Annotated in this window: 21 protein-coding genes and 1 pseudogene; 13 read left to right on the forward strand and 9 right to left on the reverse strand. The window is 65.3% G+C overall.

Annotation, left to right across the window (positions count from 1 at the left end):
* The first annotated feature begins 36 nt into the window (after positions 1 to 36).
* From V8J55_RS20955 to V8J55_RS20980, 6 genes are all read left to right on the forward strand, one after another.
* On the forward strand, positions 37 to 1,518 hold the full coding sequence (locus V8J55_RS20955; RefSeq protein ID WP_336447591.1) for a tannase/feruloyl esterase family alpha/beta hydrolase: 1,482 nt from the start codon (positions 37 to 39) through the stop codon (positions 1,516 to 1,518).
* A gap of 40 nt (positions 1,519 to 1,558) precedes the next feature.
* Positions 1,559 to 2,890, forward strand: coding sequence for an MFS transporter (locus tag V8J55_RS20960; protein ID WP_336447500.1), 1,332 nt, complete (start codon positions 1,559 to 1,561; stop codon positions 2,888 to 2,890).
* Positions 2,891 to 3,026: 136 nt separating this feature from the next.
* Entirely contained in the window at positions 3,027 to 3,968 is a 942-nt protein-coding gene (gene kdgD / locus V8J55_RS20965) for a 5-dehydro-4-deoxyglucarate dehydratase (protein ID WP_336447501.1), read from the forward strand.
* Positions 3,968 to 5,329: a glucarate dehydratase gene (gudD, locus tag V8J55_RS20970; RefSeq protein ID WP_336447502.1), complete on the forward strand. Its 1,362-nt coding sequence runs from the start codon at positions 3,968 to 3,970 to the stop codon at positions 5,327 to 5,329. The genes kdgD and gudD overlap by 1 nt, the downstream gene beginning before the upstream one ends.
* 82 nt (positions 5,330 to 5,411) lie before the next feature.
* Positions 5,412 to 6,263, forward strand: coding sequence for an NAD(P)-dependent oxidoreductase (locus tag V8J55_RS20975; RefSeq protein WP_336447503.1), 852 nt, complete (start codon positions 5,412 to 5,414; stop codon positions 6,261 to 6,263).
* Positions 6,264 to 6,294: 31 nt separating this feature from the next.
* Complete coding sequence (locus V8J55_RS20980) at positions 6,295 to 7,866, forward strand: aldehyde dehydrogenase (NADP(+)) (RefSeq protein ID WP_336447504.1); 1,572 nt, start codon at positions 6,295 to 6,297, stop codon at positions 7,864 to 7,866.
* A 30-nt stretch (positions 7,867 to 7,896) separates the two neighbouring features.
* Here the strand turns inward: V8J55_RS20980 and V8J55_RS20985 are convergent, their stop codons facing one another.
* The 7 genes and pseudogenes from V8J55_RS20985 to V8J55_RS21015 form a co-directional block, all read right to left on the reverse strand.
* Entirely contained in the window at positions 7,897 to 8,535 is a 639-nt protein-coding gene (locus V8J55_RS20985) for a LysR substrate-binding domain-containing protein (protein ID WP_336447592.1), read from the reverse strand.
* 63 nt (positions 8,536 to 8,598) lie between these two features.
* Positions 8,599 to 8,820: pseudogene (locus V8J55_RS20990) on the reverse strand (LysR family transcriptional regulator); the annotation flags it as partial.
* A gap of 189 nt (positions 8,821 to 9,009) precedes the next feature.
* Positions 9,010 to 9,768 carry a transcriptional regulator domain-containing protein gene (locus tag V8J55_RS20995; RefSeq protein ID WP_336447505.1) on the reverse strand — a complete coding sequence of 253 codons (759 nt, stop codon included), beginning with the start codon at positions 9,766 to 9,768 and terminating at the stop codon, positions 9,010 to 9,012.
* 187 nt (positions 9,769 to 9,955) lie between these two features.
* Positions 9,956 to 10,798, reverse strand: a complete 843-nt coding sequence (locus V8J55_RS21000; RefSeq protein ID WP_336447506.1) for a JAB domain-containing protein — start codon at positions 10,796 to 10,798, stop codon at positions 9,956 to 9,958.
* 92 nt (positions 10,799 to 10,890) lie between these two features.
* Positions 10,891 to 11,376 carry a hypothetical protein gene (locus tag V8J55_RS21005; protein WP_336447507.1) on the reverse strand — a complete coding sequence of 162 codons (486 nt, stop codon included), beginning with the start codon at positions 11,374 to 11,376 and terminating at the stop codon, positions 10,891 to 10,893.
* A gap of 29 nt (positions 11,377 to 11,405) precedes the next feature.
* Positions 11,406 to 11,738, reverse strand: coding sequence for a hypothetical protein (locus tag V8J55_RS21010; RefSeq protein WP_336447508.1), 333 nt, complete (start codon positions 11,736 to 11,738; stop codon positions 11,406 to 11,408).
* 58 nt (positions 11,739 to 11,796) lie between these two features.
* Positions 11,797 to 12,264 (reverse strand): helix-turn-helix transcriptional regulator, encoded by a 468-nt coding sequence (locus V8J55_RS21015; protein WP_336447509.1) that lies wholly within the window; start codon positions 12,262 to 12,264, stop codon positions 11,797 to 11,799.
* A 493-nt stretch (positions 12,265 to 12,757) separates the two neighbouring features.
* On the opposite strand from V8J55_RS21015, the gene V8J55_RS21020 reads away from it, so the two are divergent.
* The 7 genes from V8J55_RS21020 (at position 12,758) to V8J55_RS21050 (ending at position 18,359) form a co-directional block, all read left to right on the forward strand.
* Positions 12,758 to 13,501, forward strand: a complete 744-nt coding sequence (locus V8J55_RS21020) for a helix-turn-helix transcriptional regulator (RefSeq protein ID WP_336447510.1) — start codon at positions 12,758 to 12,760, stop codon at positions 13,499 to 13,501.
* Positions 13,502 to 13,581: 80 nt separating this feature from the next.
* A complete protein-coding gene (locus tag V8J55_RS21025; protein WP_336447511.1) occupies positions 13,582 to 14,193 on the forward strand; it encodes an acyl-homoserine-lactone synthase in 612 nt (203 codons plus the stop codon).
* A gap of 10 nt (positions 14,194 to 14,203) precedes the next feature.
* Positions 14,204 to 15,106 carry a phytanoyl-CoA dioxygenase family protein gene (locus V8J55_RS21030; protein WP_336447512.1) on the forward strand — a complete coding sequence of 301 codons (903 nt, stop codon included), beginning with the start codon at positions 14,204 to 14,206 and terminating at the stop codon, positions 15,104 to 15,106.
* Between the two features lie 14 nt (positions 15,107 to 15,120).
* Positions 15,121 to 15,723 carry a GntR family transcriptional regulator gene (locus V8J55_RS21035; protein WP_336447513.1) on the forward strand — a complete coding sequence of 201 codons (603 nt, stop codon included), beginning with the start codon at positions 15,121 to 15,123 and terminating at the stop codon, positions 15,721 to 15,723.
* 96 nt (positions 15,724 to 15,819) lie between these two features.
* Positions 15,820 to 15,957 (forward strand): hypothetical protein, encoded by a 138-nt coding sequence (locus V8J55_RS21040; protein ID WP_336447514.1) that lies wholly within the window; start codon positions 15,820 to 15,822, stop codon positions 15,955 to 15,957.
* A 15-nt stretch (positions 15,958 to 15,972) separates the two neighbouring features.
* A complete protein-coding gene (locus V8J55_RS21045; protein ID WP_336447515.1) occupies positions 15,973 to 16,647 on the forward strand; it encodes a lasso peptide biosynthesis B2 protein in 675 nt (224 codons plus the stop codon).
* The gene (locus V8J55_RS21050; RefSeq protein ID WP_336447516.1) at positions 16,644 to 18,359 is read left to right on the forward strand and encodes an asparagine synthase-related protein; all 1,716 of its coding nucleotides are present in this window, start codon (positions 16,644 to 16,646) and stop codon (positions 18,357 to 18,359) included. Before V8J55_RS21045 ends, V8J55_RS21050 begins: the two co-directional genes overlap by 4 nt.
* Before the next feature lie 57 nt (positions 18,360 to 18,416).
* Here the strand turns inward: V8J55_RS21050 and V8J55_RS21055 are convergent, their stop codons facing one another.
* Positions 18,417 to 20,405 (reverse strand): Atxe2 family lasso peptide isopeptidase, encoded by a 1,989-nt coding sequence (locus V8J55_RS21055; RefSeq protein ID WP_336447517.1) that lies wholly within the window; start codon positions 20,403 to 20,405, stop codon positions 18,417 to 18,419.
* Complete coding sequence (locus V8J55_RS21060) at positions 20,399 to 23,326, reverse strand: TonB-dependent receptor plug domain-containing protein (protein WP_336447518.1); 2,928 nt, start codon at positions 23,324 to 23,326, stop codon at positions 20,399 to 20,401. Before V8J55_RS21060 ends, V8J55_RS21055 begins: the two co-directional genes overlap by 7 nt.
* Positions 23,327 to 23,339 lie beyond the last annotated feature (13 nt).

Here is a 23,339-nt window from a genome sequence, read left to right on the forward strand (position 1 = left end):
TCGGCGATTGTCACCTCGGCGACGTCCGGGACGGTCATGACGCCGCAGGGCGAGAAACGCCATTATTGCCTCGTTCTGGGCGAGATCGCTGCTCGGACCAGTGGCGCATCGCCCATCCGCTTTCGCGTCAACCTCCCCGCCGCGTGGAACAGCCGGTCGCTGCAGATGGGGGGCGGCGGCTTCAACGGGCTGTTGACCGACGGCCTGGGGCCCGCCCGTGACCAGCCTGCAAGCATAGCGACGCCGCTCGCACGGGGATATGTCACGATCGGCACCGACTCCGGGCATCAATTGAAAAGTGCCGACGACCCCGAGGTCGCCCGGTTCGCGCTCAACGACGAGATGTTCCGTAATTTCGCATTCGAGGCCTACAAGAAGGTCGCCGATGTGGCGGCCGTTCTCATCGAGACCCATTACGGTCGGGCAGCGAAATATCGGTTCTTCCTGGGCGGTTCCGAGGGAGGGCGCGAGGCGCTCACGATGGCGCAGCGATATCCCGGCAATTTTGAAGGCATTGTCTCGGTCGTGCCGGTCATCAACTGGACGGGTCTGTTTACCACTTTCTACAATTTCGGGGCCGTCCAGCGGAACGGCCTTGGGTCGATCAATGCAGCAAAGGTGCGCCTGATAGCCGATCATGTGAACGCGACATGTGATGCCCTCGATGGCATCGCGGACGGGGTGGTCACCAACTATCTTGCCTGTCCGGCCAAGATGGAGCTGCGAAAGTTGCGCTGCCCCGATGGAAAGGATCTGGGCGACACCTGCCTGTCCGACGGCCAGCTCGCCACGCTGCGAACCGTCTACGAACCGACTCCGATTCCGGTCGAAACGCCGAATGGCATCACCAGCTATCCGCCGCGGCTCTTCGGCAGCGAGATCGCCCCTGGTCCGGACGGCCTCGCTCGCTGGGTCAGTACCGGTACGCCCCCGACCGAAACCGGCTCTGACGCGCGGGGTGTCGTGTACGGATGGAATTATGCCCGCTTTGTAATCGCCCGCGACCCGTCCTTCGACGTCAGGACATATGATCCAAAGAATTTCGAGACACGCATCAAGGCCGTGGCGGACCTGATGGATTCGACAAACCCCGATCTCTCGGGCTTCTACAAGCGCGGTGGAAAGCTGATCCTGCGCGAGAATGCAGGCGATTTCGCACAGAGCCCGATCGTCGGCATGCACTATTTCGAGAGCGTCGTTGCCAAAATGGGCAAATCGACCGTGAACAGGTTCATGCGCTTCTATGTGTCGCCGGCGTCCGCTCACAGCGGCCGTGCGTCGAGCCTCACGACAGGTGTTGCCGTGCCGACCTCGCATGACCTCCTCGAGGACATCGACAAGTGGGTCAGCGAAGGAACCCCGCCGAAGGATATGCTCATTCAGGTGCGCGAGAGCGAAGGACCGGCGTTCAAGGTCGAAGCGTCACGCCCGATGTGCCGTTATCCCCTCTATCCCCACTATGTCGGCGGAGACGCGACGGCCGCGACAAGCTACCGCTGTCGCAAGTCGGGCAACTAAGACGAAGACGATGACAGCGGCCGCCGATCGGGGGAATGTTATGAGGCAGGCAAGCGAGCGTATCGGGCGGGTCCGTTATACGATTGTGGCGATATTGTTCGCAGTGACGATCGTGAACTATGCCGATCGGGCCATTCTCGCGATCACCGCCCCGGTCCTGTCCAAAGATATCGGGATCAATCCGCTCGAGCTGGGAATCGTTTTCTCGGCATTCGGATGGGCCTATTGCGCCGCCCAGGTGCCTGGTGGATGGCTCCTGGACCGGTTCGGGACGAAGCGTGTCTATCTTGCGGGAATATTGCTTTGGTCGATCTTCACCGCCGCGCAGGGTGCGGTAGCGGGGCTGGCAGGCGCCGCGGCGATCGCGACCTTGTTCGCACTTCGTTTCCTTGTCGGGCTAGCCGAAGCGCCATCCTTTCCCGGTAACGCCCGCATGGTAGCGGCCTGGTTTCCCGCATCCGAGCGCGGCACCGCGTCGGCGATCTTCAACTCGGCCCAATATTTCGCGACGGTCCTGTTCGCGCCGATCATGGCCTGGATCACCTATGCGTTCGGCTGGCCCTCCACCTTCATTTTCATGGGCGGCATCGGCCTCCTGGTCGCAGCTGGCTGGTGGGGCTTTGCCCATGAGCCGCGCCACCATCCGCGTATCGGTAACGCCGAACTGACCTTCATCGTCGAAGGCGGCGGCCTCGTGGATATGGATAGCGCCGCGAGGCCGGCACGCGCGAAGGGCGATACGCTTCGCGCCCTCAGAGTCTTGCTTGGCCATCGGTCGCTATGGGGTCTTTACCTCGGGCAATTCGCCATCAACACGCTAACCTACTTCTTCATCACCTGGTTCCCGGTCTATCTCGTCGAAGAGCGCGGCCTGTCGCTCATCAGCGCCGGCCTCTTCGCCTCAGCACCTGCGATCTGCGGTTTTCTTGGCGGTCTGGCGGGAGGGTTGTGGTCCGACTGGCTGCTTCGGCGCGGTTTCTCGCTGACGGCTGCACGCAAAATCCCGATCGTCACCGGGATGCTCATCTCGATCAGCATCATTTTTTGCAATTACACGGACTCGCTGACGCTCGTGCTCGTCTTCATGAGCCTTGCGTTTTTCGGCAAGGGCGTTGGCGCGCTGGGCTGGGCCGTTGTTGCAGACATGGCGCCACGTGAGTTTGCAGGCTTGAGTGGCGGCCTGTTCAACATGTTCGGCAATCTGTCGTCGATCCTCACACCGATCGTGATCGGGGCCATTTTGCACACGACCGGCTCGTTCAAGCTTGCCCTCGTATTCGTTGCGGCCAACGCTCTGCTCGCTGCCGTCAGCTTCGTTGTCGTGGTCGGCCCGATCCACAGGCTTGGGGCCGGCGAAGAGACGCAAGCATGAGTGCCCGTCGATGCTCGTTTTGCATCGCGCCATTCCGGCATTGGCTTGGCCATGCACCGGTCGATGAACCTACAAGCGATACACAACAACAGCCGCGCGGCGCAGCACGCCGACCGGTTCAACTGAGGAATTTCGCATGATGTCTCCCGCTGAGATGGCGCGCATTATTGGCTCCGGTTTGCTCTCTTTTCCCGTCACGCACTTCGATTCCGAGCATCGTTTCGTCGAGGGGGCGTACCGCGAACATTGCGCGTGGATGATGGAGCATGATGTCGCGGGACTCTTCGCCGCTGGGGGTACCGGCGAGTTCTTCTCGCTGACACCTGATGAAGTCGGGCGCGTCGTGAAGGCTGCGGCGGACGAAGTCGGCGGCCGCGTGCCGCTTCTCTCGGGCTGCGGCTATGGTACGGCGATCGCCGTCGACATTGCGCGCAATGTCGAAAAGGCGGGCGCTGACGGCATCCTGTTGCTGCCGCCCTATCTTACGGGTGCCAAGCAGGATGGCCTGGCCGCGCATGTCGAGGCGGTCTGCAAGGCCACGAGCCTTGGCGTCATCGTCTACAACCGCGACAATGCGATCCTCGAGGAGGATGCGCTCGCGAGGCTCTGCGATCGGAATCCCAATCTGGTGGGCTTCAAGGACGGCGTTGGCGACGTCGAACTGATGATGCGGATTTTTGCAAAGCTTGGTGACCGGCTGACATATATCGGCGGCCTTCCCACCGCCGAAACCTTCGCACCTGCCTATCTTGAAATGGGAGTGACCACCTATTCGTCGGCCATCTTCAACTTCATGCCGGAATGGGCACTCGCATTCTACTCGGCGGTTCGCGCCCGCGACAATGCCACCGTGATGGCAGCGCTTCGTGATTTCGTGCTACCCTATATTGCTCTGCGCAATCGCGGGCGCGGCTATGCCGTATCAATCGTCAAGGCCGGGATGAATCTTATTGGCCGCCCGGCGGGCCCGGTTCGCCTGCCGCTTCTCGATCTGCTCCCGGCGGAACGCGAAGAGTTGAAAAGGCTCGTCGACCGGGCAAATGCCTCGATTGGCCAGACGGCGCTGCAGGAGGCGTGATGGACGTTTTGGAGTCTATATCGCAATCGGCCACGCACGGCTTGCCGCGCATAACGGAGATGCGTGTCGTTCCTGTTGCGGGCGAAGACAGCATGTTGCTCAACCTGAGCGGTGCGCACGCGCCCTATTTTACGCGGAATATCCTTGTCCTGACCGACGGCGAAGGCCGCATCGGGGTCGGTGAAGTGCCTGGCGGGGAGGCGATCCGCACGACCCTCGAGGATGCGCGCGACCTCGTCCTCCAGGCACGGATTGGCGACTATAATCGCGTGCTGAACAATGTGCGATGCGCTTTCGCGAACCGCGATTCCGGTGGGCGGGGGCTGCAAACCTTCGACCTTCGAACGACGATCCATGTCGTCACCGCGATCGAAGCCGCCTTCTTCGATCTGCTCGGGCAACATCTCGGTGTGCCGGTGGCCGCACTGCTCGGCGATGGGCAGCAGCGCGATCGGGTCGAGATGCTCGGTTATCTTTTCTATATTGGCGACCGGAAGCTGACGGGCCTTCCGTATCGGAGCGGCTCGGGAGCGCGTGACGACTGGGATCGCCTTCGCGATGAAGAAGCGCTCACAACCGACGCGGTCGTTGCATTGGCCGAAGCCGCGCAGCAGCGATATGGCTTCAGGGACTTTAAACTCAAGGGCGGCGTTTTCGAAGGCGCTCAGGAGATGGAGGCTGCAACGGCGCTGGCGCGACGCTTCCCCGAAGCGCGTATCACGCTCGATCCGAACGGCGCATGGTCGCTCGCCGAGGCGATACGGCTGTGCCGCGACAAGCAGGATATCCTTGCCTATGCCGAGGATCCCTGCGGCGCCGAGGGCGGATTCTCCGGCCGCGAGATTCTGTCGGAGTTCCGCCGCGCGACGGGGCTTCGAACCGCGACCAACATGATCGCGACCGACTGGCGTCAGCTCGGCGCGGCAATCAAGCTCGATGCGATCGACATTCCCCTGGCGGATCCGCACTTCTGGACGATGCAGGGATCGGTGCGCGTTGCGCAGATTTGCGACGCATGGGGCCTCACCTGGGGTTCGCATTCCAACAATCATTTCGACATTTCGCTCGCGATGTTCACCCATGTTGCCGCGGCCGCGCCCGGGACGATTACCGCAATCGATACCCACTGGATATGGCAGGACGGCCAGCGCCTGACGCGTGAGCCCTTGCAGATTGAGGATGGCCACATCGCGGTGCCGACCGCACCTGGCCTGGGCATCGAGCTCGATTTTGACGCGCTTGAGCGAGCCCATGAGGTCTATCTCGCGCATGGGCTTGGGGCACGCGACGACGCCGGGGCAATGCAGTTTCTTGTGCCGGACTGGCGGTTCGATCCCAAGCGGCCGTGCCTCGTACGCTGAGATGACGCACGGCGCGATCGTTGCGGTCGGCGTTCTGCCGGACCCGTTGGCCGCGGAGCTGGATGCTCGGGGCGGGTGTCGCGTGCCCGTGTCGCTGGACGTGCCAGAAAATCTGGATCGCGCTGCAGTTCGCGTCATTGTAGCGAGCGGCTCGCAAATTCTTCCGACGTCCTGGCTCGACCGGTTCCCGAACCTTGCAGCAATTGCCGTGCATGGAGTTGGAACTGACGGGATCGACCGGGCGGCAATGGACCGGCGCCGGGTCGTGGTTCACACGACGCCCGAAGCGCTCATCGGCGATGTCGCCGAGCATGCGATCGGTCTCCTGCTTGCACTCCTCCGCCATATTCCCGCCAATGATCGGTTTGTCCGCTCGGGCGCGTGGCGAAAGGAAACGCCGCCGGCTCTCGGGACCAGACTGGCGGGGCGCGCGATCGGTTTCCTTGGGCTTGGCCGGATCGGGCAGGCTATAGCCGGACGCCTCCAGTCCTGGGACGCCGAAATTCATTATTCGGCGCGCAATCGCCGCACAGACGTGCCCTTTCGCTATCATGAAACAGCCATGGAGCTGCTCGCGGCCGTCGATACCGCGTTTATCACCGTTCCCGGCGGCATAGAGACGACGGCGTTGGTCGGTGCGCGCGAACTCGCGGCGCTTGGCAGAAATGGTGTGCTGATCAACGTGGCACGCGGATCCGTCGTCGATCCGGATGCCCTGTTCCAAGCCCTGAATAGCGGCTCGATCCTGGGAGCGGGCCTCGATGTTTTCGACGAAGAGCCTGCGGGTGCGCTGCGTTTCGCGCCCCTGGCGAATGTCATCTTGCAGCCGCATCAGGGCAGCGCAACGATCGAGGCCCGCGAAGCGATGAAACGGTCCGTGCTTGCCGCCGTGAGGGCCCATCTTGTGACGGCCGATGGCGGCCAGGCGCATTGAGCAGGCAGCAATCTGCAACGGAGGAATTTGAGTGGCACTTACCGGCAGCCTGCTGATTGGCGGAACCGACCGCGATGGAACCCACGGCACAGTTCATGGTCTGGATGCCGCCACGGGCGCGGTGCTCGAACCTCGTTTCGGCGGTGCGTCGCTCGCCGATCTGGACGATGCCTGCGCCTTTGCCGCGGAGGCGTTTCCCGCATTCTCTTCGATGGCGCCTTCCGGGCGGGCGAAGCTGCTGGAGGCGATCGCGCAGGGGATCGTCGACCTTGGCGATATCTTGATCGAGCGGGCCATGCAGGAGACGGGGCTCCCGCGCCCGCGTCTTGAGGGCGAACGGGGGCGGACCTGCGGCCAATTGCACATGTTCGCCGACGTCCTGCGCACTGGCTCCTACCTCGAAGCCAGAATCGACACCGCCCGGCCGGATGCGCAGCCGCCGCGGCCCGATCTGCGTCTGATGAAGGTTGCGACCGGACCGGTCGCGGTCTTCGGCGCGTCGAATTTTCCGCTCGCTTTCTCGGTCGCCGGGGGAGACACCGCGTCGGCGCTTGCCGCAGGCTGCCCGGTCGTCGTCAAGGCGCATCCGGCACACCCGGGGACATCGGAGCTCGTTGGAAGGGCCATTCAGTCTGCCATCACCGACCTTGGCCTGCCGGCAGGAATATTCTCGCTGATCGTGGATAGTGGTCACGAGATCGGAGCCGCTCTCGTCGCCGATCCCCGTATTAGCGCCGCAGCGTTTACGGGCTCCCGAAGGGGCGGGCTGGCTCTTGTCGAGATCGCTCGGCAGCGGAATGTCCCGATCCCGGTCTATGCCGAAATGAGCTCCATCAACCCTGTGATCTTGTTGCCGGCGGCTCTGAGAAATAGTGCAGCCGATATTGCGCGGCGCTTCGTAACCTCGCTGACTTTGGGGGCAGGCCAATTTTGCACCAATCCAGGCCTCTTGCTCGCGATTTCGGGCGAAGGTCTCGAAGATTTTCTTGCGGAGGCCGAGGTCGCGCTGCGGGATTCGCCTGCGCAGACGATGCTTTCGCCTGCCATCGCAATGGCCTTCGAACAGGGCATCGGCAAGCTTGCAGGTCATGCCGGGGTTACAACCCGGGCGCGCGGTCTGAGCGGGCATGAGCGCACGTGCCGCGCGGGCCTCTTCATGACAGAAGCCGACGCCTTTCTTCGCTATCCGGAGCTTCAGGAAGAAATATTCGGGGCTGCCTCGCTCGTCGTAATCTGCCGGGACATGGATGAACTGCTCGTTGTTGTGGATGCGCTGGAAGGCCAGCTGACCGCTGCGATCCACATGGCCGAAGAGGATATCGGTTCCGCGCGGCACGTCCTTCCGGCGCTGCAGGCAAAAGCGGGGCGTCTGCTCGTAAATGATTTTGGCACCGGCGTCGCCGTGTCGCACGCCATGGTCCATGGAGGCCCATATCCGGCGACCTCCGACGTTCGTTCGACGTCGGTTGGCAGCTTGGCTATCGACCGATTTCTCCGGCCGATCTGCTATCAGGACATGCCGGACGAGCTGTTGCCGGCACCCTTGCAGCGTGCCAACCCGCTCGCAATTCCGAGGCTGGTGGACGGCTCCAGGGAGAGGTGAACGGACGATGTTCGCCGGCCGACACGGTGATCAGCTGGCCGGCAGCATCGAGAGGATGCGATCGAGTGCGGGATTGTCGCTGTCGGCGCGCCACACCAGATAGAGTTCGACGGGATCGGCCACACCATCGATCTCGCGGAATATCACATTGTCGAAGTGGAGCGCGCGCGCTGCGGCGGGAACGATAGCGTGTCCGAGGCCGGCTCCAACGAGAGCCAGAATCGAGTGGATCTGGCTGAGAAAATGAACATATCGCGGCGTCGCGCCGGCATTGAGAAACAGGCTCGCCAGCAGGTCGTGAAAATAGCGCGCGCCGTCGGGCGAGTACATGATGATCGAGGCTCCGTCGAAGTCTTCGATAGCAGCGGTTTCTCTGGCGCCGACCAGGTCACGGACGCAAGACGCCGCGAGCAATCGTTCGCGCATCACCAGTTGTGAACGGAACTCCGGCCGGCGAATGGGCGGACGCATGAGGCCAAGGTCGATCTGGCCGGTCAGAAGCGCGTCCGTCTGTTCGACGCTGACCATCTCCTTCAGGTTGATATCGACGTTGGGCAGATTTTCGCGGGTCGATGCGAGAAACTTCGGAACGAAACTATACCCTGAGGCGGCGGTGAACCCGAGCGTGATCGACCCGACTTCGCCGCTCGTGGCACGCTTTACGGTCAAGGATGCTGCTTCGCTCAATCGCACGATCCGGCGCGCGTCTGCGAGAAAGGCCTTTCCCGCGGATGTCAGCTCGACCGAACGATTGTTTCTTTTGAAAACTTCAACGCCGAGCAATCTCTCAAGCACCTGTATCTGTCGGCTGAGGGGAGGTTGCGTCATATTGAGCCGCGTGGCGGCGCGGCCGAAATGGAGCTCTTCGGCAACCGCAACGAAGCAGCGTAGATGCGACAGTTCGAACACGGCCTTGCTTGGCACATGCCCGGCGGGCAGGCAAGAAACCTCCATCAAAGCCGTAAAGTATTTATACTGGCGAGAACCTCCGGATCCCGCGTTCTGCTAGCTGAAATCCAGACGGCAAAGCCGGGGACCCCTGAGCGGGCGCTACAGAGTCTGAGCAAGCTGGCAACCCCTGGCGCACTGTCGGAAAACGGCCCGATGTCGCCAGCCGCGACCGTCGTGCGTCATCCCGCGGGCTTAGTCGAACCAGGGCCCTGCGAGCGGTTCCGCCAGATATCGCCGCGCGGTCTTGACGAGCCGCTGCACCCGCAGCCGGTAGGACGCGCTTTCCACGCGCCAGCGCGATGCAGCGATCGCGTCTCCCCAGAGTTCGCGCGCGATGGCCTGCTGGTTTGCGCCCGCCAGCAAGGCGTCGCCAACGCGTAGCTCCGTGATCCAGTGCGCCGCCTTGCGTTCCTTCGGCACCATCGATCCGGGAAGATGGCCTTTCTCGGCAAGAACGACGAACTGTCTCAGGGATTCGAGTTTCGGCCTGGCCGACTGCAAACCCGTTATGCGGTGCTCGACAAGAACCGGGCCGCCCAGGAGCGTGCCGTCGTGCAAGTCGAGACGGACGGCCCAATGGCCGTCGCTGAGGAGCCAGTGCTCATTGCCGGACGCGTCTATTTCGACCGACACGAGCGCAGCGACGTCGCGCACATCGAAAAGATCATCGGCCGGGCTGTCATTTGCGGCGGGCCTCCCGTGCAGCACCCGCGGGTCCCGGTCGATGCTCCAGATCGGCCGCGCGGCGGGCGTCGCAAGGGCAGGATCGATCCAGCCTAACAGCCCGATATCGGCGAGGATGCGGGCCGGAGCGAAGGCTCGCGCCGCCCATTGGCGCCGATAGCGACTGTTACGGCGCAGCCATTCCCACGCAAAGGCCCGGCGATCCGAAATCAGCAGCTCGGCATAGGCCTGGGGCGAGCGCCAGTCGGCAGCTGGCCCGCCTATCATTTCATATACCCGGAATATTTTCGGAATATTTTCATGCGGCGGCAATGCGACGACAATGAGCCGACGTCAGCGGCTGCCGGGCAGCGGTGTTGATCGGGGCGTCAGCAGGGCCGGTACCGGCACAAAGCCGGACAGATATCCACGGCTGCGGATGCCCGTATCGGGCAGCGACCGCGCGATGCGCTGGCTATTCGGTTCCTTCGGCAAAATAGGCGCGCAGCCGGTGCGTGACGCCGGGCGTGAGGCTCACGAGGCTGCGCCGGCCGTCATGAGCGTCCGGCGATCGCTCGAGGATGCCGGCGTCGCAGAGGCGCTGGATGAGCTTCATCGCGCTGCTCGTCGGGATCGCCGCAGTGATACAGAGCGAGGACATGGAGAGCGTCTGTCCTCGCGACTGATGGATGAACAGGTCGACGAGCATGTCCCAGGCCGGTTCGCCAAAAAGCTCAGGACATCCAAGGAGCTGCCTGCGCAATATTCTGCGCCGCATCGTAGTTTCGGCGTTTCGCCGTGCGAGCGCATCCATCTCGTCGGCGGGATCCGAATGGCTCCGCAGGAAGAAGGGCAGGAACTTTCCGCGCCCTCGCGCCTTGGCCGACCCCTCGATCAGATTATTGGTTCGCGTTCCCGTCACGATGATGTGCTCGAGAATTTCGACGTCGAGCGCGCGTCCGACCTCTTCCAGACGCCGTGTCGCGCTCAGATCTTCCTCGCTCGGGGCGGGATCGCCGCTCGGATGGTTGTGGACGAGAATGATCGAGGCGGCGTTATGTTCGAGCGCGCGCCGGAAAATGGTCCGCGGATAGATCGCCAGTTGCGCGAGCGAACCCCGCTGGAACTCCTCGTCGGCGATCAGGCCGCGCGCCGGATCGAGAAACAGGATGCGCAGCCGTTCCTCGGGCAGGCTACCCATCGACGCGATGAGATATCGGCTGAAGCGAGGATTGCCCGGATCGATCCGGACCGTCCGGAGCTCGGAGCGCATTCCTTCCAGCATCGCGTCGCGAACATCGCCAAGAAATGAGGCCATGCCTGGATAGCCATCGAGAAATCGGGTCAGGCGTTCGGGAGATTGCGACCAGAGCCGGCCAAGGCTTGTGAACTCGTCGAGAAGTTTCTGCGCTATGGAATCGCAATGGTCGGGCGCGACCGCCGCGACCAGCCTAGCCAGGACCGATCGTTCCCGTTCGCGCGCAGACGCCTCTGGTGCCGCCAGGTTGCAAGGGCGAGAAGCGGAGGCAGAAGCCAGGATGCAGCGACCTGCATCGTCTGGTACGCCGCTGGATGAACCGAAATCTCCATCGCCTTGCCGACATGGGCCATCAGCGGAAAGATCTGGAGAACGGCGGCGGGTATCGGCCAGAAGCGATGGGCCGTCAGTGCCAGCAGCAGTGTCGCGCCAGCCGCAATGAGATCGATGGCCAGATGCCCGGTATCGATCGAGCTGAAGCGCGGCGGGACAAACAGATGCAGGATCTGGTCCGCGAGCGCCATTGCGATCAAGATCAGCGCCATCGCCCGCTCGGGTCCGCCGCCCTTCCTCAGGGCATAGACGAGGACCGTCAGCAAGATCGTCACGAAGATTGCGATCCGAACCATCGCGATCAAAAATCATGCAGGCGGTCCCCGGTCAATGTTCAGGATGCGATTGTGACGCCATGCTCTCCGGCGGCGGCAAGCGCGGGACATTCATGAAGGTCGAGGCCGGCGCTCTCGCGTGCGATGCCGACGAGGTCCCCGTGAACGCGCAGGACGTCCCCGCTTGCGCCGACAAGCGCGGTCTGGACCTTTGCCAGGCGCCGGATTGTCGCATGGCCCTGGACGGCGTCGACCCCCGGCGTGTCCCGGCGCGCGGCGACGACGCTGGTCATCAGCGACGCGACCGCAATCAGCGCATCGTCGATACGCGTTTCCGCGGCGGGAACCTGTTGCTGAAGCCGCGCAACGGCGAAATTGATACTCTCGGACATGACGTCTCCTCTGCCGGAAGCATATGCTCCGGCGGTTACTCTGCAGGTTTGAGAAGGCTCAGCCGGAGATGAGGCGCGACAGCGACTCCGCAAGGCCCAGGCTGCCGAGGAGGAAGACGATCAGAGCGACGAGCAATGTCGCGATGATCGTCAGCCTTGTGCCCGGCAGGTGGTCATGCCTCCAGATCTTCCCGGACGGCGGGTGCGATCCCGAAAGGCGATCCCGGAGCGAGCTGTTGTCATCGAGCCCCTCGAAGCCGGAAACGCCACCGTCTGGAAAGTCGGATGCAACGAGGGTGGGGAGATCGGCAACCTCCACCGGGTCGTATGCGATCCGATGGTATATGCTTCGCAACCGCGCGTAGCGCAGCGCCACCTCGTCCCGGTCGGCCGCACCGAGCGCGGTCCTGGCATTTGTGATGCGCTGATCGACCGTATATTTCGATATGCCGAGCTCGCGCGCAATCTGCTTCGACGTCTTGCGTTCCAGCACCAGGTCGAGACAAGCCCGCTGCTTGTCGGTCAATCGGTTCCAACGCAGTCGATCGTCATTTGGGGAAGGTTGCGACCCGTCCATCGTCGAAGTTTCGTCACGTCCCTTTCAGCCAGGCTGCTTCCTGTTCCAGATGAGTTTGACATTGAAGTCCTTGTTAAATCAACTTTCCTTCGGTCCAGCCGGCGAAGACCTCCCGCAATCCCATCGTGCAGGCAACGGGTTGCGCATCTCGCGCCCGGTCATTTCCGCCCTCGCCCGACAATTGAAGTCTTGTCGGGCAGGGGACTGTTTCAGATGATCGCCGGCCCGCAACAACAATTCTCAAATTGAGACTAACTACCGAATAAGTTTGAAATATTTATGTCATATTGTAGCTTGGCCGCGCTCCGCATCGCTTTCGGCCAGCATCGATGCGCCACCGCGGTGACCCCGCCATTTGAGAAGGCGAGGGGATCGGCACCGGACAGGGAGCAATGCCGGAGAGGATGGTTCGAGAACGCCGCCGGCATTGCCAAGGGTCGCAATGCCAACGCTCGATGCCGCACAGCGACTCGCGGCCGAAGTCTTGAAGGTCGCGAGCGAAGACGCGTTGATCGATATTCTCGACGAGGCCTGCTCGAGGCTGGGATGTTCGTGGTACGCGCTGAGCCACCACATCGACTTCCTGGCTGCGCCCGAGAAGGGGCTGCGCATCCACAATTATCCCGAAGACTGGGCGCGATGGTTCGACGAACAACGGCTTGGCATCTGCGATCCCGTCCATCGCGCAAGCCGCCGCCGCGCCGCGGGCTTCCTCTGGCACGACATGCAGACCTTCTCGCGGCCCCGGCGCGGCGACGAAGCGATATTGTCGCGCGCGCGCCGGCACGACATTCATGACGGGCTCACGATCCCCACGCACGTCCCTGGGGACGCGCACGGATCGGTATCCTTCGCCTGGCAGAAAGGGACATATGCGACGCCCGAGGCCCTGATGTTCGCCCAGACGATCGGCGCTTTCATATTCGAGGCGGCGCGCCAGCTCTCGGGCCTCGTCCCTGCCAATGATCAGCCGCGCCTCACGGACCGGCAGATCGAATGCCTTCTCTGGGCCGCGCGCGGCAAGTCGGATTCGGTGATCGCGCAGATCATGGATCTGCAGACCGATACGGTCAGCGAACATCTGCGTAACGCCCGCGCGAAATACTCCGCGCGAAGCCGTGTCAGCCTTGCGATCCGCGCCCTGTTCGACGGGACGATCTGCTTCGGCGACGTCGCCGGCGGTTAAAACACCCCCCTTTCTTGGTATGGCGAAAACGATTTTTCCGGTTCAATTGGTCTGTCTCTTTCAACCAAGGAGACAAGTTGATGTTCCTCACGGTCAACCAGGACAACCGGGCGCGCGAACATGCCGCGCTCCGCTCGATGTTCGAAGCGCGCAAGCGCGTCTTTGTCGATCTGCTCAAATGGGACCTGCCGGTGCTGGCGGGCCGGTTCGAAGTCGATCATTTCGACGATCCTTTTGCCACTTATCTGATCGTCACCGACGGCGGGCGAGAGCATCTCGCCTCGGCGCGACTTCTGCCGACGACGCGACCGGCGCTTCTCGACGGACTCTTCCCGCACCTCGTCTCCGGCCCGGTCCCGAACGGCGCGGCGATATGCGAGATCACCCGCTTTTGCCTTTCGCCGGGCGTGGGGGCGCGGCAGCGCCGCGCTGCGCGCGACACGCTGCTCGTCGGGCTCGTCGACCATGCACGGGCGAATGGCATCAGCACCTACACCGGCGTCGCCGAACTGTCCTGGTTCCGGCAGGTCGCGCAGTTCGGCTGGGATTGCCGCTTGCTCGGCGAGACAGCGATCCATGATGGCCGCGCGCTGGTCGCGCTCGCGATCTCGATCGACGCGGACACGCACGCGAAGCTGGCCGGGACCGGCATCGTCGCGACCGGCACTTCCGTGCCAGCCCAGGCCGCATGAGGAGGGTGCGATGTCGGTTCATCCTCTCCCGCGGAGCGGCGGGCGCTGTGCCGCCGCTGCGCAGCGCCTGGCCGCCGAGGGCTATGTCCGGCTTCGCGGTGCCGCCCCGGCTTCGCGGATCGCGGCGATCGCGGCGGATCTCGCACCACGTTTCGAGACGACGCCCTTTTGCTCGGGCGGCTTCTACGGAGAACGGACCAAGCGGTTCGGGCGCCTCCTGATCCGTTCGCCGCATGTCGCGGAGCTGGTGCTGCACTCCGGAATATTGGCGCTCGCCGAAGCCGCGCTCGGTCCTTGGTGCGAGCGCATCCAGCTCAACCTCACCCAGGCCATCGAGCTCCATCCCCGCGCGCTCGCGCAATTCCCGCACCGCGATCAGAATATGTGGCAGGGGGCGCTCGGCGAGGTCGAATATCTGCTCAACGTGCTGTGGCCGCTCAGCCCCTTCACCGCGGAAAATGGCGCGACGGTCGTCTGGCCGCGAAGCCATGGCGCCGCGGCGTTGGTCGAGGAGCCGAGGGCGGCACCGGTCGTCGCCGCGGCCGACCCGGGCGACGCGATCGTCTTTCTCGGTTCGACGCTCCACGGCGCGGGCGCCAACCGCAGTGACGGCGTCCGGCAGGGGATCATCATCAGCTACTGCCTCGGATGGCTCAAGCCCTACGAGAATCCGTGGCTGGCCTATCCGCCCGAGATTGCGCGCGACTTCCCGCCCGAGCTCGCGGCGCTAGCCGGCTATGCGCAGCACCGGCCCAATCTCGGCAATTTCGAGGGGCAATGCCCGTCGGTGCTGTTCGCCGGCTATCCCGATGAGCCGCTCGCCGCGACCGATGCGCTGCGCCCCGATCAGGAAGCGCGGCTTGCCCGGTATATCGCGACGCAGCGGCAGAGTGGCGGGAGGTTTGCGGAATGAACGCGGGATCGACAATGGAGCGGGTCTATCTCGACCTGAAGGCGAGGATCGTCGGCGGCGCCTATCCGCCCGGCACGCGTCTCGATCCCTTCCACCTCGCAAAGCGGCTGGCGGCAAGTCCGACACCCGTCCGCGAGGCACTCCATCGGCTGTCGGGCGAGCGCATCGTCGATAGCTGGCATCAGGAAGGCTTCCGTCAGCCGATCTTCGCCGAGGCCGATCTTTGCGATCTCTACCATTGGGCCGGCGCGCTCGTCCGGTTCGCGCTGAGCGATCCGCCGCGTCCTCCCGGACCGGGCACCCTGCTCCCGATGATGGAGGTTGAAGATTATCAGGCGCGAGTCGCGCGGTTGTTTCGGGCAATCGCGCTGCTCAACGGCAATCGCGAACTTCGCTTCGCCATCGCCAACATGATCGAACGCAGCGAGTTTTTCCGCGCAGCCGAGGCGCGCACCGACCCGAGCGCCGAGCATGTCCTCGCGTCGATGGAGGCGGCCTTCCTGAAGGCCCATTGGGCTGAACTTCGCAGCAAAAGCGCGCTTTTCCACCGGCGCAGGGTCGCGCGCGCGGGGCGGGTCGTCGCCGAAATCCGACCGCGGTCGCAAACAATCGAATGATATTTTCCAGACAGGAAAAGCACATAAACTCTATTTTTCCCAACGGCGTAGCTTCGACGGCGCCGCAATCCCGCGGTATCAGCAAAGGAGGGTCCCATGGACCGTCACACCATCGCCGAAGACGGCATCGAAGAACTGGGCGTCGCCAGCGTCGAGACGCGCGGCACCGAATTCCCGGTTCCGGAATCGATCGGGCGCAAGCTCGAACCCGACGCCGGCATTTCGGTCGACTGACAGCCGGAGGGCGCGGTGCGATCGCGTGCCGCGCCCTTACGCCCCGATATGCGCTATCATCTTCCCGACCATATCAGCTTCGGCCTGTTCGGCGAGCGCGCGGTCCTTCTGGATGCCGTCGCCGATCGCTATTATCTGCTTGCCGGACCTGACGCCGATTTTCTCGCGGGTGTCGCGAACCCGGTGCCTGCGGACCGTCTTGCGGCGCGCGGATTGCTCGCGCGCGGCGCAGGGCAGGCGATTGTCCCCGTCGAAGCACGCGAACGAACGGCAAGCGCTCTCGAGGCTCGGGGGCGTGTGGCGCGGATGAGCGCTTGCGAGGTTGGAGGCCATCGGCTGGAGGCATCGCTCTCGCTTCGCTTTCGCGGTCTTTCTCCGACCATCGAGCGGTGGCGCCGGCTGCGCGCCCGACGAAGCGATCCCGCCGGGCGTAGCAGCCAGGCCGGCGGCGTCGGCGATCTCGCGCGCGGCTATGCGAAGGCCCGGCTCTATGTTCCCGCGCGGCGGCGCTGCGTTCCCGACAGCCTTGCATTGATGCGTTGCCTCTGGCGGCGCGGGCATGATGCCGAGCTCTATTTCGGGGTCAGGCTCGCGCCCTTTGCCGCGCATTGCTGGGTGCAAAAGGGCGATCTGCTCCTGTCCGACCCGCTCGATATCGTCCGCGAATTTACGCCGGTGTTTCGCCTGTGAGCCTGCGGCTTGCCCTTCTCGGCGGGGACAGCCGCGAGCGCGAGCTGCCGCGCGGCGTGGCGCATCTCGCCGCCGTCGGCTCGGCTGCGCTGCTCGGCGACGCGGCGACGCCGATCGGCGTTGCCGGGAGCGTCGTGCTTGCCGGCTGGGCCTTTCGCAGCGCGGGGTTCGGGACATGCACGGAGCTTGATGGAGGGGAGGCGGACCGGATCGTTGCCACCGGCGGGCGCTGGGCGCTCGAAAATCTCTGGGGCAATTATATCCTCTTCTGGGCCGACCGGGAGGGGCGCGCCCATATCCTGCGCGCGCCGGTCACCGGCCCGGCGATCTATCATATTGCCGCGGGGGAGGCGGGTTCGGGCGCGGCTCTTGCTTTCACCGACCTCGCGCTGGCGCGCGCGCTCGGTTTCGCGCTCGACCGGCCCGATGCGGCCGCGATCGATGCCGAGATGCGGATCCCGCTGCTGCGCGGCCATGCGACCGGCCTTCTCGGCGTCCGCGAAATCCTGCCCGGCGAGATCGTCCGGCTCGGCCGTGCGGCGGCGCTTCCGCAGAGCTGGTCGCCGTGGGACCATATGAAGGACGCGCCGCGCCGCGTCGAACCCGACGCGCTGCGCAGCAAGGTGATGCGTGTCGTGTCGGCGTGGAGCATGCGCTTCGGGCGGATCCAGCTCGAGCTTTCGGGCGGGCTCGACAGTTCGATCGTCGCGGCCTGCCTCGCGGGGCGGCACGGCGACTGGCGCGCGATCACCATGGCGACCTCCGATCCCGATGGCGACGAGCGTGTCTATGCGCGTGCCGCCGCCGAACGGGCCGGAGCGCCGCTCTTCGAGCTCCTGCTATCGGGGGATCCGGTCGATCCGACCGCGCCGATCGCCCGTCTGCGTGCGCGTCCGGGCGGGTTCGGTCTGCTCGCGCCCGTCGACGCGCGTCTCGGCGCCGCGGCGGCGGACTATGGTGCCGAGGCCATATTCACCGGGGCGGGGGGCGACAATATCTTCGGCTATCTGACCTCGGCGGCGCCGATCGTCGACGCCCTTCGCTTCGCAGGGCCGCGCGCCGCCTGGAATGCCGCGGGCGATCTCGCGCGCGTGATGAACGACAATGTCTGGAAGGCGCTGCGGCTCGCGGCGCGCAAGACCGTGGTGCGGGGGCGTTTCTGGCCCTCCGACAACAGCCTGTTGTCGCAGCGCTTCGCGGGTCGCGTACCCGAGCATCCCTGGCTCGTTCGCGCGCGTGCGGCATGGCCGGGGCAGCGCACCTATGCGCTCAAACTGCTGCCGATCCAGCCGTTTCTCGATGGATATGACCGGGCGCTCGCGCTGCCGATGATAGCGCCCTTGCTCGCGCAGCCGCTCGTCGAATACGGGCTCGGGGTGCCGAGCTGGCAATGGGGCGAAGGCGGCCAGGACCGGGCGCTTGCGCGCCGTGCCTTCGCGAGCAATGTGCCCGAGGCGGTGCTCGCGCGGCGGATCAAGGGACGGATTGAATCGCTCTTCTACCCAAGCTTCGACCGGCACCGCAGCAATCTGCGCTCTTTTCTTCTCGATGGCTGGCTTGCGGGGGAGCGGCTGATCGATTGCGATGCGGTGCGCGCGCTCGTCGATGGCGAACGGCGTGCCGATGGCGTCGCCGCCATCCGTCTCCTGCACCTCGCCGACATGGAGCGCTGGGTCCGATCGCTGGCGTCACCGCCGCCCTCGGCGAGCTGACTGGTCGCGCAAACTCGTGCCGGACGCGCACCGGGGAGGCTGCGTCCGGCACGAGCGCTACGGCGCGGGAACGGGCAAGGACTCTCCCGCGCCGAGCTGGCGCCAGCGCAGATATTGTTCGCGCTTGGCGGGGTCCGGGTCTTCCTCGTCCTTGAGCCAGAAACGATACCAGTCGAGATTGCGCTCATAGACCGCGCGCTTGTGGACGGGCTGTGTCTTGATGTGCGGCTCGTCGGCGAAGAGGATCATCTCGGCGGGCTTGCCCGCGCGCTTGAGCCGCGTGTGAAACTCGATGACATAGCGCGCTTCGGACTCGGGTAGCTGCATGAGGAGCGGCGTGTCGATGCTTTCGGCGTCGGCGGCGGGCGCGAGCATTGTCCATCGCGCGCGGTCGGTGTCGGGATCGCCGAGCTGCCAATAGCGCGCGAACATCTCGGAGAAACCGCGACCGGGGAGGGCGTTTGCCCAATAATAGATGTCGCTGATCTGCCCCGAGGAGCTGGTCGCGGCGGCGAAGCGCGGCGATTTGCGGATCGCCCAGAGCGCGACCTCGGATCCGAAGCTGAGGCCGCCGATGCCGACGCGCGCGCGATCGACGATCCCCTTCGCGGCGAGATCGTCGATCGCCCTTTCGATATCGGCGAGCGCCAGCGCATAGCCCGCCTCGATCCTGCCGCTCTTCGGCGTGCGCGTGCGATCCATGCAGAGGACCGCGATGCCCTGTTCGACGAGCGGCAGCATCGGAATCTCGTCGCCGACGCCGCCTTTCAGAAAGCCCGCGCAGTGATAATATTGGATGACGAGCGGCAAGGGGCCTTTGGTTCCGGCGGGACGAAGCAAGATGCCGGTCACATCGCCATCCCATTGCATCTCTTCGGCCGAAGCCGCGATGCGCCGCCGGAAACCGGCATTGGGGTCGGCGAGCAGGTGCGCCTTGCCGTCGGCATAATCGATCCGGACGAGGCGCGGCGGACGCAGCGGACCGCTCTCGGCGCAGACGAGCGCCTGGCCTCCCACCGCGCAGCGGGGTGCCCGGTAGGCGGCGCGCTGCGCGCCATCGGTGGTCGCGATGCGGCGGGCTTGCCGCGCGCCGACACGCCAGGACCAGAGGATCTCGCGCGCGCTGCCTTCGCGCTCGAAGAGCAGGATCGTGTCGGCGCCGGGCAGCCAGGCGAGCGCCGCGAGGCGCGAAGACCGGCAGACACGCGCTTCGCAGGCAAGCACGCGTCCGTCGGGGCGCATGACGGTGACGCCTGTCATATCGCCGTCGGCGCGGATCTCGGCGAGGCTTCCATCGCGCGTGGCGACGCGCTTTCCCTGTTCGGCGCGGGGGGCCGGAAAACCGGAATCGGGATGGGCATCGGGTGCGATTTTGCCGTCGATGCCGATGGTTCGCTGTTGACGCGGCGCGTCCCACAAGAGCCGCTCGCGTTCGAACCATTCGGTCGGGAGCTGCTGCATCACGCGCCGGCCATCCGCGATCGCGCCGCCCGCGACGGGCTGCATGATGTCGAGATGCCGGTCGGCGACGACGCCCTCGGCATAGGCGCGCCGCTCGGCCCCGGCGATCGCGGCGCGTGTCGCCCCGACCGTAAATCGCAGTGCCTTGCCGTCGGCGGACAGCGTGAAGTCGAGGATGTCGGCGTCATCGACCACTTCGCGGAGCGCCACGCCGCCCTCGCGCCAGTGCCAGATGCCGACCGCGCCATCGACGAGCGCGCGGAAGCGCAGCCCGCGTGAGTCCATATCCCATATCGGCACCTGCTCGGCGAGCCCGCCCGAACCCTCATATTGGGCCGCGCCGCCGCTGCCGGCGTGGACAGGGGCATTGCCCTTCAGGTCAGCGATATACCAGTCGAGCATGGTGCGATTGCCGGCCACCGACGCGCGCGCGACCCGGTAGGCGACGCGTTTTCCGTCGGGCGAGAGGGTGGGCGCACCGATCTCGGCGACCTCGACGAGATCGTGTGCCGCGATCGGCACACGCGCCCGGTCGGCGGGGGAGGCGGGCGCGGTGGCGGCGAGCAGGGTCGCCAGCATCACCATGCGATCACCGCCTGCAGCGCGATCATGCGCCCGATCGCGCTCGCCTGTTCGGGGTCGTAGCCGAACGCCGAATTGCTCGTGCGGAACTGCGCGTAGGGCGGCGCCGTGTCGAACAGATTGTTGACGCTGAGCGCGAGGCGGAACGAACGATCGGCGGGATCGCCGATGCGCGCGCCGAGCTGGAGATCGAAGGTCGTCCAGCTCTTGACCCGCTCGGCGGGGGTGATGGTGAGATTGCGATAGGCGGCGACATGATGGACGCCGATGCCGCCATCAAATTGTCCGAGGGTGAAGCCCGCACGGCCGCGGAGGCGCAGCTTGACCGGATTGCCGAGCGTTCCGAGGACATCGACCGCGGGCGCCGCCGCAGTGATCCGGTTGTCGATCGTGAACAGCCGGGTGCCGCCGAGCGACAGCGCGACGCTGCCTGCGCCGACGGGGCGCGTATAGCCGATGTCGAAATCGAGCCCCTGCACCTTGGCTTTCGAAAGGTTGAAGGTGCGCCCGTCGACGATCGCCCCGACCTCGCCGGGCGTCACGCCGAGCGTGTTCGCGAAGCTCGGATCGGCGAAATAGGCGGCGACGGTCGCGGGGTCGGGATTGTCGTCGACGATCGAGGCATAAATGTCGCGGCGCGCGAGGAAGTTGAAAAGGTCGAACGAAGCGGTGGCGATGCGGTCGCGGTAGCCAATGTCGAACCAGGTCAGGCCGAGCCTCGCGCCGGGGATCGCGGCCGGTTCGAGATCGAGGCCCGCCGTCCAGGTCGTCGCCTTTTCGGGCCCGAGGTCCGGGCGGAAACCGAACAGCCCGAGCACCACCGTCCGCCCGGACGGCGCCTCGGGATCGGGGAGGACGATCGTCTCGTAAAAGGCATTGGCGGTGCCGACGAGCTCGTCGAAGAAGGGGGCGCGGAACGAGCGCCCGTAGGAGGCGCGCAAGGTCAGGCCTTTGACCGGAACCCATTGCACCCCGAATTTGGGATTGGCGGTGTCGCCGACGTCCGAATAATGTTCATAGCGTCCCGCCGCCGAGAGGGTGAGCACACCGGGGAAGACGGCGCCCGCGTCGAAGACCGGCACGACGAGTTCGCCGTAAAGCGCACGCACGGTGCGATGGTCGGGTAGTCCCGCTATGCCCGAGGTCGTTGGCGTGTCGGCGCTGCGGTCGATCGTCTGGGTGTAACGGAGCTGGTCGCGGCGATATTCGGCGCCGATCGCCATTTTCGCGTCGCCCGCCGGGAGCGCGAACAGGGGGCCGTCGGCACGGAAGGCCGCGGTCCGGTTCTGATAGCGCACGCGGCGCGTCAGGCTGCCCCGCAAAGAGTCGATGAGCGCGGGGTCGTTGACCGCGCCGTCGCCGAACAGCTTGATCGCCGCCGCGGGCGTGGTTGCCGCGGCGGCGCGGGTGAGCTTGAGGCGGTGGACGATATTGACCCCGTCATTGCGCTCGCGCTGGAGGCCATAGCCGCCCGACAGCTCGAGCGACCAGGCGCCGAGGCTCGCGCGGGCGCCGAACATGGTGTTGATCGCGCGCGACGAACCGCGCACCCCCTCAGGGCCGAAATCGGCGGTCGGGTCGTAAGCGACGCTGATATTCTGGCCGGTCCCGATCGGGTCGACATACCAGGGATTGGTCGGACGCACCGTGAGCTGGGTGATGCCGAAAACCCGCTGCCGCGCTTCGAAATGCCGCTCGGCATAAAGCGCGCGGGCGAAGAGCGTGACATGATCGCCGATGTCCTGTTCGGCGGCGGCGTAGAGGCTCGTGCTCCGCTGACGCGGCAGGATGTCGATATGGCGCCGCGTGTCGCCGCGGTTGAAGTCGCTGCTCGGAACGAGATCGGCAGCCGTGAGCGCGGTGCCGTCCTGGCCGCGCGGGATCAGGAAGCGCTGGCCGTTCGCCGCGACGATCGTCCCCGGATTGGCGAAGTTCGAGCGGAGGTCGGGGCCACCGAAAGGCCGGAGATCCTCGGTCGCGAAGCGCCGTTCGGTCGACGGCAGATTGTCGCGGCGATAATATTCGCCCGCGACGACGAGATGGCCGCTCGACCACCGCGTGCCGAATATCTGGCTGACCTGATATTCGCCGAAGTCGCCATCGGCGGTGCCGGCGCGCAGCCGCGTCTCGGCGCCCTCGAAGCGATTGCGGAAGCGGATGTTGACGACCCCGGCAATCGCGTCGGAGCCATAGATGGCCGATGCGCCGTCGGTGAGGATCTCGATACGGTCGATCGCTGCCGACGGCACGAGCGAGAGATCGGTGAAGGCGCCCGAGCCGCCGCCGAGAGCGGGGCGGGCACCGTCGAACAGCGTCAGCGTCGAACCGCTGCCGAGCCCGCGGAGGTTGATGCCTGTCCCATAGGTGAGATTGGTGTTCGCATAGCCGCGCGCGCTTGTCCCGACATTCGCTTCGGCGGGGCCACCCGAGAAATTCTGCGGGATCGTCTGGAGAAACTCGGCGATCGTCGCGCGGCCGCTGCGGTCGAGCGCGTCGCGGTCGATGTGCTGGACCGGCGAACCCACCGGACCGGCGCCGCGGATGCGCGTGCCGGTCACCACAATGGCTTCATCCGCTGTCCCGGTTGCGCCGGATGCGGCTTCTCCGGTTTCCGGCCGGATGATCAGCGCGCCATCGACGGTCTCGGTCTTGAGCCCGGTGCCCGCGAGCAGCCGCGCGAGCGCCGCGTCGGCCGACAGGCGGCCGCGGACCGCACGGCTTCTTTTGCCGGCGACGAGACGCGACGCCGCGACGACTTCGCGCCCTGAAACTTCAGAATAGCGCCGCAACGCGTCGCCGAGCGGCTGCGCTGCGATGTCATAGTCTCGTTGGTCGGCTTGTGCTTGCGCCTCTGCCGCGGGCGCATGAAGCACGGTTGCCGCCGTACCCGCAAGCAAGGCCGCGATGATCATATTCTTTGTCATTCTACCCTCCCGA

Source organism: Sphingopyxis sp. CCNWLW2 (assembly GCF_037095755.1).
Classification (GTDB): domain Bacteria; phylum Pseudomonadota; class Alphaproteobacteria; order Sphingomonadales; family Sphingomonadaceae; genus Sphingopyxis.